This window comes from Gammaproteobacteria bacterium, from assembly GCA_017999615.1.
GTDB lineage: Bacteria > Pseudomonadota > Gammaproteobacteria > JAABTG01 > JAABTG01 > JAGNLM01.
On the sequence record JAGNLM010000004.1, the window covers coordinates 138451 to 153865 of the forward strand.

Genomic DNA, 15415 nt, shown 5'->3' on the forward strand with positions numbered 1-15415 from the left:
CTGCCCTCGCCCCCGGCGTGCGCCGCCGGGAGGTCTGGGCCTGGGCGATGTACGACTTCGCCAACTCCAGCTACACGACCATCGTCATCACGGCCGTATTCAACGCCTGGTTCGTCTCGGGCATCGCCCGCAACGCCGAGTGGGCGACGCTCTCCTGGACCACCGCGCTCTCGGTCTCCTACGCCCTCATCATGGCGACCGCCCCGGCGCTCGGGGCCTGGGCCGACGCCCACGCCGCGAAGAAACGGCTCCTGCTGGTGACCACCGCCGGTTGCGTCGTCGCCACCGCCGCGCTCGCGCTCGCTGGACCGGGCGACGTCGCGCTCGCGCTCGTCCTCGTCGTGGTCTCCAACTACTTCTTCGGCAGCGGCGAGAACCTCATTGCCGCGTTCCTGCCGGAGCTCGCGAGCGCGCAGGGGCTGGGGCGGGTGTCGGGCTGGGGTTGGGCGCTCGGCTACGTCGGCGGGCTCGTGAGTCTCGCGCTCTCCCTCGGTTGGCTCGCCTGGGCCGAGGCACACGGCGTCGCCAACGAGGCCGCCGTGCCCGTGACGCTCGTGATCACTGCCCTCCTCTTCGCTACGGCCGCCCTGCCGACCTTCCTGCTGCTGCAGGAGCGCGCCGTGCCGCGGGGCGGTCCGGTCGCCCGGCAGGCGCTCGCCGGCGCCCTCGCCCGGCTGCGCCAGGGCCTGCGCGACACGGGGCGCTACGTGGACATGCGCCGATTCCTCGTCTGCATCGTCTTCTACCAGGCCGGGATCCAGGCGGTCGTCGCGCTCGCCGGGATCTACGCGCAGCAGGCGATGGGCTTCACGCTGCCCCAGATCATCACCCTCATCGCCGTGGTCAACGTCACCGCCGTCCTCGGCGCCCTCGCCTTCGGCCATCTGCAGGACCGCCTGGGGCACGTGCGCACGCTCGGGCTGACACTGCTCGGGTGGATCGCGATGGTCCTGCTCGCCTGGGCGGCGACGACCCCGCCGCTCTTCTGGGTCTCCGCCAACCTGGCGGGGCTCTGCATGGGCGCGAGCCAGTCGGCCGGCCGCGCCCTCGTCGGCTGGCTCGCCCCGCAGGCGCGGCGCGCCGAGTTCTTCGGGCTGTGGGGACTCGCGGTGAAGCTCTCTTCGATCCTGGGCCCGCTGACCTACGGGGTCGCCAGTTGGCTCTCCGGCGGCGACCACCGCTTCGCCATCCTGCTCACCGGGAGCTATTTTCTGCTGGGCCTGCTGGTGCTCGCGGGGATTGACGTGGCGCGTGGGCGCCGGGCGGCGATCAGCGGAACGGCGTCATGATGGTCTCGGGCCGGACCATCTTCCCCATGTCGTAGCTGACCCGATTCATCGTGTCGCGGATCATGGCCATGGAGCCGTTCATGGAGGCCATCAGGACGTCCATCTGCTGCATGGCCTGCGACATCTCGCCCACGTCGTTCGTCATCGTGCCGACGTTCGTGTGCATGGTGTTCATGTCCCGGCCCATGATGCCCATGGCCGCGGTCGTGTAATCCATCCCGCCGCGGACGGCGTGCAGGTCCCCGCTCATCTTCGCCGTACCGTCCTCCAGGACCCCGCGCATGACCTGTGTCCTTCCGGTCATCGCCCCCATGTCCTGGGACATGGAGGTCACGTCCTTCCCCATCTGGCGCACGGACTGCGTCATGTTCGTCATGTCGCCTCCCATGCTCCACATGAAGAGCCCCATGCCGAGACCGGCCCCGGCGAGCGCACTGAGCAGAATGCCGGCCAACGCGACCTGGGCGATCGAAAATCCCCTGGGCTCTTCTGAGGTAGTCGACACGGCAGGGCTCCTCCTCACGCTCGGGTGCCGGGGTCTCGACCCCGCTTCTTTGACGTTGGTGGACACTGGCGACACCCGATGCCGCGCGGAATCCTGGCCCCGCCGCCGGGCTGCCCCCTCACTTTAGCAGGGATCGACCCGCCCTGGAGCAGGGAGCCTCGGGGGAAATCAGACCTCCGGGGGTTGACCTGATTCATGTCAAGCGCGAGCATCCCTGCCTCACGGGCGGTCACCCAGCGCGCGCCCACCCCCGGGGGAGACGGCCAGGTCGGGGGGTGCTTATACTGGGTGGGAACGACACACATCGGCAGCGGGGTCGCGAGAACGAAATGTACACGCTCATCATCTTGGCAATCGGCGTATTCATCGGCTGGAACCTTCCGCAGCCGGCCTGGGCGCGGGACTTCCAGAACTGGGCCGTGCAGTCCGTGCGGACTGTGGTTGCGAAGATCAATCAGCGCACCTGAGCAGGGACAGCACACCGGGCAGGGCCGGCGCACCAGGCAGGGTCTGCCGGCAGCGCCCGTGCCAGGGCCCGGCGGGGGACTGCCCGTGCGGATGGGGAAGAACCCCCTCAGGGGGCTGGCCCGTCGGGCTCCGATAGACGCACGAGCATGACCGGCGCGGCGGCGTTCTGGGCGACGCGGTGGGCCGTCGATCCGAGGAGGATCTCGCCCACCGTCGTGTGACTGTGCGCACCCATGACGATCAGGTCGGCCGTGAGGCGCGCCGCCTCCTGGACGATGACCTCGAACGGCCTTCCCCGCAGGACCCGGACCTCCGCCACCAGGTTTCGCCCGTCCGCCCCCGGGCGCCCTTCTCGCTCGAGGAATTTCCGCACCAGCGCCCGCACCTCGTCCTGCACCTTCTGCCAACGTTCCCCGGCCTGCCGCGCCACCTCCGTCCCGGCGTAGAGCTCGAACATGTGCTGCGCCGAGGGCCCGAGTGGCTCCACGACGTGCAGGACCACGACGTCCCCGCCGTAGCGGTTGGCGATGCTCAGGGCGTGGCGCAGGACCTGGGGGGCGGTGTGACCCAGGTCCGTGGCGCAGAGGATCTTCCTGTATTCGGGCAGCATGGGCGCCTCCTCAGGGCATGAAGACCGCCGGCAGCCAGAGCGAGATCTGGGGGAACAGCAGCAGCGCGAGCAGGATAAGGGCCATCCCGGCGAGGTGGGGATAGATGCCCCGGTAGATCGTGCCGACCGGGGTTCCGGTGACCCCCGAGACGACGAAGGCGTTGATGGCCACGGGGGGCAGCACCACCCCGATCATCGTCACCACGGAGACGATGACCCCGAACCACACCGGGTCGTAGCCCAACTCCAGGACCACCGGCAGGAAGATCGGCGTGGCCAGGATCATGAACGCCAGGTCCTCGATGAACGACCCGCCGATCAGGTAGACCACGACGATCGCCAGCATCACCGCCAAAGGCGGCAGGGCGAGGGAGCCGAGCCACTCCGCGACCCGCATCGGGACCTGGGTGACCACGAAGAAGTGCCCCATGATGGTCGCCCCCGCGATGAGCGTGATGACCATCGTCGCGATGCGCAGGGAATCGAGCAGTGACTTGGCGAACTGGCGCGCGTCGATGTCCCGGCGCGCCAGCGTCAGCATCAGGACCGCGAAGCTGCCGATGCTTCCCGCCTCGGTGGGCGTGAAGAAGCCCGTCATCAGCCCACCGATGACCAGCAGGAAGAGGACGGCCACCCAGAAGAGCGGCGGCAGCGACCGCAGGCGCGCGCCCCAGCCCGACCGCTCGCCCGCCGGGCCGAGGGTGGGGTTGAGGCGGCACCAGCCGTAGATGGTGAGCGCGAAGGACACCGCGATCATCAGGCCCGGGATGATGCCGGCGAGGAACAGCTTGCCGATCGAGGTCTCGGTCAGGATCCCGTAGACGATCAGGGTCACGCTCGGCGGTATCAGCACCCCCAGGGTCCCGACCGTGGCCACCGTTCCGGTGGAGAGACGCCGGTCGTAGCCGTAGCGCTCCATCTCCGGGACCGCGACGGTGGCGAAGGTCGCAGCGGTGGCGGGCGAGGAGCCGCAGATCGCCTTGAACGCGGTGGCAGCCGCCACCGTGCCCATCGCGAGCCCCCCGGGCACGTGCCCGAGGAACCGGTAGGCGCTCTCGTAGAGGCTGCGGGCGATGCCGCCGACGGCCCCGATCTGTCCCATCAGCACGAACAGCGGGATCACCGTGAAGCCGTACGAACTGAACACGCTGAAGATGTCCTTCGCCATCATGTTCAGCGCCGCGTCGGCGTTCACCATCATGGCGAAGCCGGTGCCGCCGGCAATCGCCATCGCGAAACCCACCTCCACGCCGAGGCCGAACAGGACGAAGAGCAGGAGGATGACGAGTCCTCCGACCTCTGCGGGGCTCATGTCTGCCCCTCCGGGCGCGCCACGGCGGTCGCCGCCAGCACCAGGCTCTCCAGGGCACAGGCCAGGGCGATGGCGAAGGCCAGCAGCCACATCGGCAGGTTGAGGAGCGGCGTGACGTCGCCGCTGCGCTTCAGGTCGAAGCCCATCGCGGCGAGGTTCCAGGCCAGGACAGCGAAGAGCGTGACCCCGACCGCGCGCGTCAACACCGACAGGAGCCGGCCCGGGCCGGGCCGCAGGTGGCGGGCGAGAAAGTCCATGAGCACCTGGCCGCGGTCGAGCGAGGTCTGGGGAAGGGAGAACCCGATCGCGAGCGCGCCGAGGAACCCCACCAGTTCGTAGGTGCCGACGATGGGCTGCCGGAACGAGCGCAGCACCACGTCGGCCACGGTGAGAAACATCATCGACGCCAGAGCGACGGCTCCGGCCCAGTGCAGCGCCCGGGCCAGCGGGCGAACGAGAGCAAGCATGGCCGTCCCCGGCTCGTCTCTAGGGATTCGCCTTGAGCCAGTCCAACACGAACTTCAGGGCCTCCTCCCCGGGCAGGCCCTTCGCCTTCGCAGCGGTGACGTAGTCGTTCAGGACCGGCTTGACCCGCTCGGCCCAACGGGCGTCCTCGGCCTGCGACAACTCGATGGTCTTCACCCCCTTGGAGAGCGCGAATTCGGCGCCGACCTTGTCGAAGTCGTCCCAGGCCTTGCCCGCGCGGTCGATCCACTCGCGATTGACCGCCTCGATGGCCTCCTGCGCGGCCTTCGGCAGGGAATCCCACTTCCCGCGGTTCATCGCCACGAAGAAACCGACCGAATAGGAGGACCCGAGGTTGCGCGTCGTGTACTTCACCACCTCGGCGTACTTCCAACCCTTGAGGGTCTCGACCGGGGAGACGAGCCCTTCGACGACCCCCTTCTGGAGGGCGTCGTAGGCCTCGTTCTGGGGCATGGCCACGGGGGTGGCGCCGAGGGCCGCGACGACCTTGGCGCTGGTACCGGTTCCCCGGATCTTCAGGCCCGCGAGGTCCTCGAGCTTCTCGACCGGTTTCTTCGTGTGCAGGATCCCCGGCCCGTGGGCCATCAGGAACATGATCTTGACGTCGGAGAGCTCCTTCGGCTGGAACTTCGCGTAATACGCGTTCGCCAGACGGGTCGCCTGCAGGCCGCTCGTATACCCGACCGGCAGGTCCAGGACCTCGGTGAGCGGGAACCGGCCCTTCGAGTAGCTCAGCACCGACATGCCGAGGTCGGAGATCCCCTTGACCACCCCGTCGTAGGTCTGGTCGGCGGGGGTGAGCGTGGCGCCGGCGAAGATGTTGATCTTCACCGCACCGTGGGTGCGCTTCTCCACTTCCCGCGCCCACTCGGTCGCGAGCAGGGTGTGCCCGTGGGTCGCGGGGAAGAAGATCGAGTAGTTGAGCTCCAGCGGCTTGTCCGCCGCGTGGGCCGTCGGCAGCCCGGCGGAGACGATGCAAAGCAGTATCGAGAACAGCGTTCTCACGGTCGATGCCCTCCCTTCCCGGTCACGGTCCCCAGGAGGCCTCTGGCGGTGCGCCCGGCTGCCCCCCCTCGCCCTGCCCCGACCGCCCATTGTCGTGCACGGCCACCACGGGTTGTCAATGGTGGCGTGGGGTGCCGCCGTCGAGGGGCTGCCCCCTCGGGGCACTCAGGGGCGATAGCCGTCGGTGAGCGTCTTCATGAACGCGACGATCGCGGCCTCCTCTTCGGGCGTCAGCCCGAGGTCCCCCATCTCCTCGGTGTTGACGTTCTCCCCCATCTCGGGCTCGGGCCACGCCGGGTCCACGTCCCGCGTGTTGTAGAAGTGCACGATCTCCTCGAGGCTCTTGAAGTACCCGTTGTGCCCGTACACCTTCACGAACTCGGGTGACGGACGCTGGTCCACGTTGCGCAGCGTGGGCACCTTGTGCTTGCCCCACTCCTCCTCCGCCACGCCCGCGTGCTCCGTCTTCGCGAGAAATCCGCCGAGCCCGGGGTCGACCCAATCCTTGCCGTCCGGGTTCCACTCTCCGGGCATCCCGTAGTAGGGATTGGCGGGGTTGCGCGGGATCCCGAGATTGTCGTAGGTGAAATCCGTGAACAGCGGTGGCAACCCGCCCTCCCTCGGCGCGCTGAGGTGGCAGGCGTTGCAGAGCCCCTTGCCCTCGAAGAGCTCGAGACCCCACGCCTCCTGTCGGGTGAGGGTCGCCTGTCCCTTCAGGTAGTGGTCGTATTTCGAGGTGAAAGGGTTCAGCTCGGCGGAGCGCTCGTAGGCGGCGATGGCACGCGCGACCCGCTCGTAGGCCCCGACTGAGTCGCGCTCGCAGTCGAGCGAGCCCCGGCCCCAGACCTCCTCGAAGAGCCCCGCATACGCGCCCCGAGCGACCTTCTCGCAGACACCCTTCGCGTCGGCGACGTTCTGCTCCAGCGGGTTCAGGAACGGCCCCTGCGCCTGCTCGGCGAGCGGGTCCCCGAGGGTCCACCCGCTGGCGCGCCCGTCCCAGAACATGCCCCCGACCCAGACCCCCTCGGCCTTGTCGTAGTGGAGCACGGGGCTCTCGCCCCCATAGGCGGCGGTGGGCGGCTTGCGATCGCCGAAGCGCGTGGGTACCGCGCCGGGGTACACGGCGGTCGCCGCGTTGACGGCGCTGTCCGAACCGGTGAAGCCTGCGTGGGGACCGTGGCAGGTGGCACAGCTCTGTCCGGGCGGCGTCGACAGGTTGGCGTCGAAGAACAGGGCCTTGCCCAACCGCTCGAGGGGCGAGAGCTCCGCCGCCGCTGCACCCCAGGCGAGAAACACCACGACGGCCGCACCCGCGAGGCGCGGACCGGGAACCCCTGCGAAATCGCCCCTTACCATCTCTGCCGACCTCCCAGGCGGGGACCAACGGTGCAGGAGGGACGGGGCTCACTCGCTCCGGATGAGCTCCTCGTGGGACTGTAGCACGGCCAGCTCGCGCCCGAGCCTCTCCAGGTCCACGTGCTCGGCGTCGACCGAGTTGCGGCGCCAGTCGAGGAGACAGTAATCGCACTGCCCCTCTTCCGCGCCCGCCCCGAGACGCCGGAGCAACGCCTGGGCGCCGCGCTTCAGCTTGCGGTTGATACGGGCCACGAGCGCCTGCTCGGAGACCTTGAGCTTCATGGCCGTGCCGGGTGGAGTCCCATCCGCTTAGTGAATCCCGGCCACGTAACGCAAGTATTGCCAGGTTGTATCAAATCGTTACGGCAACCTCACTCGCCCCTCCTCGGGTGAGTTCTCGAACAGGCGGGGTAATCCGCTGGCGCACCGAGAGAAACCGGATCTATCCACAGCTTCTGTGGATAACTCTGTGGAGATCCTGCTGCGAAAACCCCGAGCGGCCGCACGAAGATTTAGTTCGTTTCAGTTTGACGCTTTCCCGAGCAAATCCGGAAAATCCACTCCAGATCAAAAGGTTGTATTGTCTTGAACGAGTTCGGGCAGGCTCGCGATTGTTTTCGTCCCAGAATCGGGAGGAGAGCCCCGGCCCACCTGTGCATGAAGGCAGGTCGAGGCTTGACAATCCTGGCCAACGAGAGAAACCGAGGGCGCCGAACCCGGCTGCGGGAGGCGCAACCTGGCTGCACCGTCAGCCCCCCCGCGCCGCCCTCGCCCGGCGCTCCTCGCGCTTCTTGCGGATCATGGCGGTGTCGGCCGCCATGTCGAGATAGCTCGCCTTCAACGCACCGTCGAAGTCCGTCACCTCCCCGCCCTGCTCGGCCTTCACGGCCTCGGCCACCTCGCGCGAGGCGTACGCGTACTTGCTGGTGCGGCTCATGACCGGAGGCAGCTTCGAGCCGACCAGGTAAACGGCCTTGTCCGCGTCCAGGAGCGGCACCACCTCGTCCTTCGCGCCCGCGTCGGCCGCGTAGAGGGCCTTCGGCGTGAGGTCCATGTTGACCGAGAGGCTGAGCGCGGTGCAGTGCACCGAGCAGGTGGCGTCCACCCGGCCGTCGCCGTACCACACCAGCTGGCGGGTGCGGTGGAACTGCTTGCGGTCCATCCCGCAGTAGGGGCACTTCGGGTACTTGGCGAGCTCGTCCTTCAGGGGCTCGGCGTCGGGCGCCGTCTTCGGCTGGAACTGCAGCGGGGTGCCCTCCCCCGGGCAGGCCTGTCCCGCCAATGCCGCGGGCGCCAGGGCGCCGAGACCCCCCACAGCCCCGGCTGCCAACATCATCTGCAGCGCCGCACGGCGCCCCTTCCCCTGCAGTGTCTCCATGATCTCTCTCCGGTATGCGCGCATTCCCAGGCCGTACAAACGCCCGGGACCAGAGTGTAATTCATGATTATTGAGTGGACACCAGAAACCGCTCCCCGCGCGCAGGGCCGGAGAGCCCATCGGGAGTCGGGCAGGACGAGCAACCGCAGCACGGTCCGGGGCAGAGCGCCCCGGACCGTGCTGCGGCCCGGTTCTCTACGTAGAGCTCTCCGGAGACGGGCCCTCAGGTGCGCTGGTCGGCCGGCACCAGGTACCCCACCTGCTTCCCGCGCCCGCCCTTCACCAGGCTCGTCAGCGCACCGGCGCCGATGAACGCCCAGAAGAGCGGCTCGATCCAGGTGTGCTCCATCTGACTGCCCGGACCGAGCACCACCACGGACCCAACGCCGAGCAGGGTCGCCGCCACCAGTCCTGTGAGAAGGTATGTCATGGTCTTCATCTCCCCATTGCCAGTTTTCAATGACGCCATTAGGCCTGAGAGATGTTCCGCAAGGATTTCCCATCTGTGACAACTTGTTGCAGCCACGGCGTTGCCGTTGCAACGGACCACCCGACGGAAGGCGCCCGAAATGGGCGAGCGGGAAGACGGGGCAGAGCGTCCACGAGCCGCTCCAGGGCATTTGCCCGTACCACCGCCGGACCCACGGAGTGGGTCCAGTGGTTAGTGAGCACTATCGCGATGAGTCTTCGAAATTGGCGTCCCCAACGGGATTCGAACCCGTGTCGTCACCTTGAAAGTGTTGCAAACCTCTCCGCCTACGTCCGCCGCTGTTTGCATAACCCGTTGTAAGGTCTACACTCTGTCCGTAGAGGTCCGCCGGAGTGCTCACTTTTCCAGCATCATCCGGCGACTAACTGGCGACTAGGTGGGAGGGGGCGGACATGGCACGGGCGACACGGGCAAGCGGTCTAGAGACCCGGGCGGCGAGGGACCGGATCCCCGTCGGACCCGCCTACCACTGGATCATGATCGGGGCCGGGCTCTCGCTCGGCTACCGGAAGGGGGCGAAGGCGCGCCGCTGGTACGCCCGGTTCACCGACCCCGCCGGGGTCGAGCGAAAGCCGGTGCTCGGCACGGCCGACGACTTCCTCGACCCGGACGGCGAGCGGGTCCTCTCCTACTTTCAGGCGCAGGACCGGGCGCGTGCCGCCCTCACCGAGGCCCTCGCGCCGAAGCCCGAACCCGCGGCGCCGCCCGAGGCCCCCTACACCGTCGCCGACGCTATGTCGGCATACCTCGACTGGCTCGACCTGCACCGGGCGAAAACCACGGCGAAGGGGTCGCGGATCATGTCCGCCGCGCACATAGGGCCGACTCTCGGCACGATCCACCTCGACGACCTGACGACGCCGAAGGTTCGCGACTGGCTCGCCGCCCTCGCGCGGGCCCCGGCCCGGCGCCGCCGCAAAGCCGGAGCCCCGGCGCCGAAGCCCGTGAAACCGGCCGGCTCCGTCGACCCGGAGACTCTCCGCCGGCGGAAGGCAACCGCTAACCGCGTGTTCTCGCTGCTGCGTGCCGCCCTGAACCACGCATGGAGCAACGGCAAGGCGCCCTCCGCAGATGCGTGGAAGCGGGTTAAGCCGTTCGACCGCACCGACAAGGCGCGCGTGCGCTATATCTCCGTCGAGGAGGTCCGCCGGCTGATCAACGCGGCCGATCCCGACTTCCGGCCCCTGGTCCGGGCCGCCGTGCTGACCGGGGCACGCTATGCCGAGCTCCGGGGCGTGCGGGCCGGAGACTTCCACCCCGACGCGCAGACGCTACGGATCGCGGAGCCGAAGTCGGGCCGGGTCCGGTATGTCCCCCTGACCACCGAGGGCGTCGCCCTGTTCGAGGAGCTCACCGCCGGCCGGCCGGCCGACGCGCCCGTGTTCGTGCGCACCGACGGCAAGCCGTGGGCGCAGGACTGGCAGATCCGCCCCATGCGCGCGGCGAGCGAGCGAGCGGGGATCAGCCCCCCAGTTCACTTCCACCTGCTCCGCCACGCCTACGGGTCGCTGCTCGCCCGGGCGGGGACGCCCCTGCAAGTGATCGCCGCCGCCCTCGGGCATGGCGACACGCGCATGACCCATCGGCACTACGCCCACCTGCAACCCGACTTCGTGGCGCAGACGGTGCGGGCGAACCTGCCGACCTTCGCCGAGGCCCCGACCCCGCCGAAGGTCCGCCGGCTCCGGCGCAAGGGGGCGTGACCGTGGCCGCCCCCCTCGATCCCTTTCGCGCGTGGCGAAGGATCGTAGAGTCGGCGACCCCGGGCCGGAGGCGCCGCACCACTCCCCAGCGGCGCCCCGACCCCGGGCCGGAGGCGCGGGCCCTGGTCGCCGCCGTGCTCGCCCGTGAGCACGTCTACCGGCCGATCGCTGCGGCCGACTGGCCCCGGGCAGAGCCCGTGGCGCGGTCCGGCGCGTTCCTGCACCTCGCCGAGGCCCTCGCGCGCGCGAACCCCTGGCCCAGCGGGGCCGCGCAACCGCTCGCGGAGCAAGTGCTCGAAAAGCTCGCCGCGGCCGGGGTCGACCCCGAGGCCGAGGCCGTTGACTGGCACGAGGTCGCGGCCGCTCGGGATCGTGCCGCCGCGCGGCTCGCCGAGGTCGCCGACACGCTCGGAGCGTTCTACGGCGCGCCGCCGCCGGAGCCCCTGGATCGCGTTCTGCGGGCCGTAGGCGAAGCCGCCGAGGGCATGAGCACCCCGGCATGGGTCCGCTACGCCGTCGCGTTTCTAGCACGCCGAGGCGCCCTTGCGGGGGTGCTCCGGTTGGCGGCCGAGGCACTCGCCGAGGCTCACCCCGCCTTGCTGGTCGGCGACGCCCGGCGCGCCCGCTCCCACCGGCTCCCGCTGTGGCGTCGGTTCGGGCGCAGGGGCGGAGCTGCCGACGCCGGCGGTCGTGCTCGGGGTGCCCTCGCCCGTGAGATGGCGGTCTACCTGCCGCCCGACGCCCCCGGCCGACTGACGACGATCGCGGAGTTGCTCACCGCTGCCGGGCTCCCAACGACACCCGCGACCGTCCGCAGACTGATCACCCGTCACTAAGACGTTTCCCGCCCTCCGGCGGCCGGTTTCCTCTTAGCGGGGCCGGCCGATGATGCTCGTCCCGGGTTCACCGGAGACGAGCACACATGACCGCTTCTACAACCGCTTGGCCGACCAATATCGAGGGGCTCGGGCCCGTCGATCCCCCCGCCTACACCGTCAACGAATTCTGCGAAGCCCACCGGATCGGGCGGTCGCTGTTCTACGAGCTCGCGAAGGAGGGGCGAGGCCCCGCCGTCACGAAGCTCGGCAACCGCGCCGTGATCTTGGGTGAAGCTGCTCGGGAATGGCGCCGCGCCCGGCTCAACGAAGTGCGGAGCGTGTCGTGACGGCCGCAAGGGGCCGGGCCGGGCGTGGGGCGCCCGGTGACCGGAGGGGAGGGGGGAAGCCGGCCGAGCGGCCGACTGGTCAAAGTTTAACCAATGAGGGCGGGGCAAGCCAGTCTGCCGACGCTGCAATGATGGCCCTCGCTCACCGCTGGCGGCCGGTCCAGCCGCCCCGCGACTTCAGCGACTTCGGGATCGAGGTCCCCGTCGGCGCCGCTGGCGAGGTCCGGGTCCCTTGTCCGGTCTGTGGGCCCACGCACCGGCACCCCCGCGACAAGGTTGTCGCGGTGAACGTCGGCCGCGGGATCTGGAAGTGTCATCGCTGCGACTGGCGGGGGTCACTGTGGATCCGGCGGGTCCCCGACCCCGTCCGCCATGAGCCGCCGCCCCCGCCCCCGCCGCCCGACGCCCGCAAGGCCCAGCGGCTCGCCGTGATCTGGCGCGAGTCGGCGCCGCTCACCGACCCCCGCGCCGAGGTGGGGCTCGCCTACCTGCGAGCCCGGGGGCTCGGGGCCCTGGTCGACGCTGGGGACCTGCCTGGCGGGGACGTGCTCCGGCTGCACCCGCGACTCCCCTACTTCGAGACCAGCGAAGCCGGCCGGCTGGTCGGCACGTTCCCCGCCCTGGTCGCTCGCGTGCTCGACCCCGAGGGCCGGCCGGCTTCGCTACACCGGACGTGGCTCGCCGCGGACGGCTCGGGCAAGGCAGACGTGGGCTCGCCCAAGAAGCTCGCCTCTCCGGCCCGTGTGAACGCGCTACGGGGTGCCGCGATCAGGTTGTGGCCAGCGACCGACCGGCTCGCCGTCTGCGAGGGGGGCGAGACCGCGTGCGCCGTGCGCGTGCTCACCGGGATCCCCGTGTGGTCTGCCGTGTCGGCGCATGGGCTCGAAACCCTCATGCTGCCGCCGGGGCTCGCCGAGCTCACCGTCGCTGGGGACAACGATCCCCACGGGGTCGGCGAGCGAGCGGCTCACCGGCTGGCCCAGCGGGCCCAGCGGGAGGGGATCCCCACCGTCACCGTGTCGATCCCGAAGCGGGTCGGCGACGACTGGCTCGACGTGCTCAACCGGAGGTCGCCGGCATGACCGCCGAGAACGCCGACGCCCGCAAGGAGTTCGAGCAACAAGCCCGTGACCAGTGGCCCGACCCCGAGCCTCTGCCGACCCTGCCCGAGGTCGCGTCGTTCGACTTCGCCCTCCTGCCCGCCGGGCTCCGCCCGTGGATCGAGGACGTTGCAGAGCGCGTGCAGTGTCCGCCGGACTTCCCCGCGGCCGGCGCGATGGTCGGGCTGGGGACTGTGATCGGACGGAGCATCGGCATCCGGCCGAAGCTCCGCGACGACTGGCTGGTCGTGCCGAACTTGTGGGGGGCGATCGCCGGGCCGCCGGGCGTGATGAAGACCCCCGCCCTGAGCGAGGCCCTCCGGTTCGTGAACCGGCTCGAAGCGACCGCCGCAGAGGCCCACGCAGACGCGATGCGTGCCCACCGGGCCCGCGGCATGGTGCGGGATGCCGAGGGCGCTGCGTTGAAGGATGAGCTCCGCAAGCGCGCAAAGGCGAAAGCCAAGGGCCTGGAGGATCTCGCCCGAGAGGCGATCGACGCCGCCGAAAACGATCCCGCTCCCGCCCGCCGACGATACGTGACGAACGACGCCACGGTCGAGAAGCTCGGGGAGCTGCTGGCGTCTAACCCGCGCGGTCTTCTGGTGTTCCGCGACGAAATTGTCGGCTGGCTCGCTGGGCTCGACCGGGAGGGGCAGGAGGGTGCCCGGAAGTTCTACCTCGAAGCCTGGAGCGGCACGCAGGAGCGATACACGTACGACCGGATCGGCCGGGGGACGATCGATATCGCGTGCCCCACGGTGTCGGTGCTCGGGGGCATACAGCCCGGGCCCCTCGCCGCGTACCTGAAGGACGCCCTCACCGACGGTGCGCGGCAGGACGGGCTTCTGCAACGGTTCCAGCTGTTCGTCTGGCCCGACACGCGCGGCGAGTGGCGCAACGTCGACCGCTGGCCCGACAGCACCGCCAGGACGACGGCGTGGGAGGTGTTCGAGCGGCTGGCCGCGGTCGACCCCAGCACGCTCAGGGCGGAGTCTGAGGACAACCAGATCCCGTACCTGCGGTTCGAGCCCGAAGCCCTGGAGGAGTTCGTCGCGTGGCGCGTGGGGCTTGAGCAGCGACTCAGAGCCGACGGGGAGCACCCCGCTCTGCTGCAACATCTGGCGAAGTATCGGAGCCTGATCCCGAGCCTTGCCCTGATCTGCCACTTGGTCGACGCCCCCGAGGGCGGTCCCGTGTCGGTCGACGCGCTGATCCGGGCCCTCGCGTGGGGTGAGTACTTAGAGGCCCACGCCCGCCGGCTCTATGCACCGGCCCTGCGCCCGGAGGTCGAGGGCGCCCGGGAGCTTGCCCGCCGGATCCGGCGCGGGGACGTGCCGAGCCCCTTCATGGCCCGTGACGTGTACCGGCGGGGCTGGCGCGGGCTGGCTGATCCGCAAGCCGTCCGGACGACCGCAGAGCTTCTCGACGCCCTGGGCTGGCTCGCAGAGGAGATCCTCCCGACGACTTCCGCCGGCGGGCGTCCGGCCGTTCAGTACTACATCAACCCGAAGGCACAGAGGGCCCCCTCGTGAGCTACCTAGACCGGCTGCATTTTCTGGAAACGCCCCCGGAGGGTACCGCCAAAACTGACACAACCGGGGTTCTGTCAGTTCTGTCAGTACCCCCCGGGGCCCTTTCTGAAAAACGCGCCCCCGTCCGGACGGCCTCCGACCCCCTGGTCGAGCTCTACCGCGTGCTGTTCGAGGGGCAAGCCCCGAGGGCCCTCGCGTCGCTCGAACCGGCCGACGTGCGCCGGGTTGTCGCCCTGGGGGCTGTCCGGCCCGAGGTCGCCGCGGCAAGCGTGTTGCTCGCCTACCGCCGGCCGGGGGTCGCGGGGGCGCTGATCGCCGTGCCGAAGGAGCGGTACGACGGGCTGGCTGTGCTCGAAGTGTTCGCCGGGGAGAGATCGGCATGACGTACCCCGTGATCCTCGCCGATCCACCGTGGCGCTACCGGCCTGCAACGCTTTGCGTGGCGCGGGTCCCTTCTGGTCTTGCCGCTGCGGGTCGTTCAAGCCCCGCCATATCTCTAGCGACAGGTTAGTAACCGCTAACATGGTTCGTTGACATGACCGAGCAAGTCACCCTCTCCGAGGCCGCCCGCCGCCTGAAGGTCACCCGCGCGGCCGTTTCCCGCTGGGCCGCGACCGAAGACGACTTCCCGCCCGTCGCCCACCGCGGCCGGGCGCTGCTGGTGTCCTGGCCGGACCTGGCGAGCTGGCATGCTGCCCGCGTGGCAAACCAGGACGCCCGGAGCCAGAAGGCCGCGGCGGATGCCCGGGTGCGCGTGCTGCGGGGCGTGCTGTGGCGGGCACTCAACGGCTTGGTCGGCGGGCGCGATGCGGGCATGGTGCTCTACGTCGCGTGGACCGAGCGCGCCCTGCGCAAGATCAGCAAGCAGTGGGGCATTCCGTTGCCACCGTGAGCGCGGACATGACCCGCGACGAGCTGCTCGCCCTGACCTTGACCGCCGGCATCGCCGGTGCCAACTACGATCTGACCCACCTCAGCGGCGATGACCTGGAGCGCGAGGGCTGGCTCGCAGCCGA

The 15415-nt window shown here is 69.9% G+C and carries 18 protein-coding genes; 9 read left to right on the forward strand and 9 right to left on the reverse strand.

The window, feature by feature from the left end; all coding sequences use genetic code 11:
- Nucleotides 1–47: 47 nt before the first annotated feature.
- Complete coding sequence (locus tag KA217_06055; GenBank protein ID MBP7712015.1) at nt 48–1289, forward strand: MFS transporter; 1242 nt, start codon at nt 48–50, stop codon at nt 1287–1289.
- Here KA217_06055 and KA217_06060 read toward each other — a convergent pair.
- A complete protein-coding gene (locus tag KA217_06060) occupies nt 1270–1794 on the reverse strand; it encodes a hypothetical protein (protein ID MBP7712016.1) in 525 nt (174 codons plus the stop codon). The two genes, KA217_06055 and KA217_06060, sit on opposite strands and share 20 nt — an antisense overlap.
- A gap of 329 nt (nt 1795–2123) precedes the next feature.
- Between KA217_06060 and KA217_06065 the strand changes: the two genes are divergently transcribed.
- Nucleotides 2124–2261, forward strand: coding sequence for a hypothetical protein (locus KA217_06065; protein MBP7712017.1), 138 nt, complete (start codon nt 2124–2126; stop codon nt 2259–2261).
- 107 nt (nt 2262–2368) lie between these two features.
- Here KA217_06065 and KA217_06070 read toward each other — a convergent pair whose 3' ends face one another.
- From KA217_06070 to KA217_06105, 8 genes are all read right to left on the reverse strand, one after another.
- Complete coding sequence (locus KA217_06070; protein ID MBP7712018.1) at nt 2369–2872, reverse strand: universal stress protein; 504 nt, start codon at nt 2870–2872, stop codon at nt 2369–2371.
- A 10-nt stretch (nt 2873–2882) separates the two neighbouring features.
- A complete protein-coding gene (locus KA217_06075; protein ID MBP7712019.1) occupies nt 2883–4184 on the reverse strand; it encodes a TRAP transporter large permease in 1302 nt (433 codons plus the stop codon).
- Nucleotides 4181–4651 carry a TRAP transporter small permease gene (locus tag KA217_06080; protein ID MBP7712020.1) on the reverse strand — a complete coding sequence of 157 codons (471 nt, stop codon included), beginning with the start codon at nt 4649–4651 and terminating at the stop codon, nt 4181–4183. The genes KA217_06075 and KA217_06080 overlap by 4 nt, the downstream gene beginning before the upstream one ends.
- Before the next feature lie 19 nt (nt 4652–4670).
- A complete protein-coding gene (locus KA217_06085) occupies nt 4671–5765 on the reverse strand; it encodes a TRAP transporter substrate-binding protein (GenBank protein ID MBP7712021.1) in 1095 nt (364 codons plus the stop codon).
- Between the two features lie 75 nt (nt 5766–5840).
- Complete coding sequence (locus tag KA217_06090) at nt 5841–7031, reverse strand: cytochrome C (protein MBP7712022.1); 1191 nt, start codon at nt 7029–7031, stop codon at nt 5841–5843.
- A 48-nt stretch (nt 7032–7079) separates the two neighbouring features.
- A complete protein-coding gene (locus tag KA217_06095; protein MBP7712023.1) occupies nt 7080–7313 on the reverse strand; it encodes a hypothetical protein in 234 nt (77 codons plus the stop codon).
- Nucleotides 7314–7779: 466 nt separating this feature from the next.
- Entirely contained in the window at nt 7780–8409 is a 630-nt protein-coding gene (locus KA217_06100; GenBank protein ID MBP7712024.1) for a nitrous oxide reductase accessory protein NosL, read from the reverse strand.
- Between the two features lie 223 nt (nt 8410–8632).
- The gene (locus KA217_06105) at nt 8633–8839 is read right to left on the reverse strand and encodes a hypothetical protein (protein MBP7712025.1); all 207 of its coding nucleotides are present in this window, start codon (nt 8837–8839) and stop codon (nt 8633–8635) included.
- 452 nt (nt 8840–9291) lie between these two features.
- Here KA217_06105 and KA217_06110 point away from each other — a divergent pair, with 452 nt between their 5' ends.
- From KA217_06110 to KA217_06140, 7 genes are all read left to right on the forward strand, one after another.
- A complete protein-coding gene (locus tag KA217_06110; GenBank protein MBP7712026.1) occupies nt 9292–10602 on the forward strand; it encodes a site-specific integrase in 1311 nt (436 codons plus the stop codon).
- A 2-nt stretch (nt 10603–10604) separates the two neighbouring features.
- Nucleotides 10605–11438 (forward strand): hypothetical protein, encoded by an 834-nt coding sequence (locus KA217_06115; protein MBP7712027.1) that lies wholly within the window; start codon nt 10605–10607, stop codon nt 11436–11438.
- 86 nt (nt 11439–11524) lie between these two features.
- Nucleotides 11525–11767 (forward strand): hypothetical protein, encoded by a 243-nt coding sequence (locus KA217_06120; protein MBP7712028.1) that lies wholly within the window; start codon nt 11525–11527, stop codon nt 11765–11767.
- Between the two features lie 128 nt (nt 11768–11895).
- The gene (locus KA217_06125; GenBank protein ID MBP7712029.1) at nt 11896–12849 is read left to right on the forward strand and encodes a toprim domain-containing protein; all 954 of its coding nucleotides are present in this window, start codon (nt 11896–11898) and stop codon (nt 12847–12849) included.
- Nucleotides 12846–14399: a DUF3987 domain-containing protein gene (locus KA217_06130; protein MBP7712030.1), complete on the forward strand. Its 1554-nt coding sequence runs from the start codon at nt 12846–12848 to the stop codon at nt 14397–14399. The genes KA217_06125 and KA217_06130 overlap by 4 nt, the downstream gene beginning before the upstream one ends.
- Entirely contained in the window at nt 14396–14782 is a 387-nt protein-coding gene (locus KA217_06135; protein MBP7712031.1) for a hypothetical protein, read from the forward strand. The genes KA217_06130 and KA217_06135 overlap by 4 nt, the downstream gene beginning before the upstream one ends.
- 152 nt (nt 14783–14934) lie before the next feature.
- Nucleotides 14935–15291, forward strand: a complete 357-nt coding sequence (locus KA217_06140; GenBank protein ID MBP7712032.1) for a hypothetical protein — start codon at nt 14935–14937, stop codon at nt 15289–15291.
- The last annotated feature ends 124 nt before the right edge of the window (nt 15292–15415 follow it).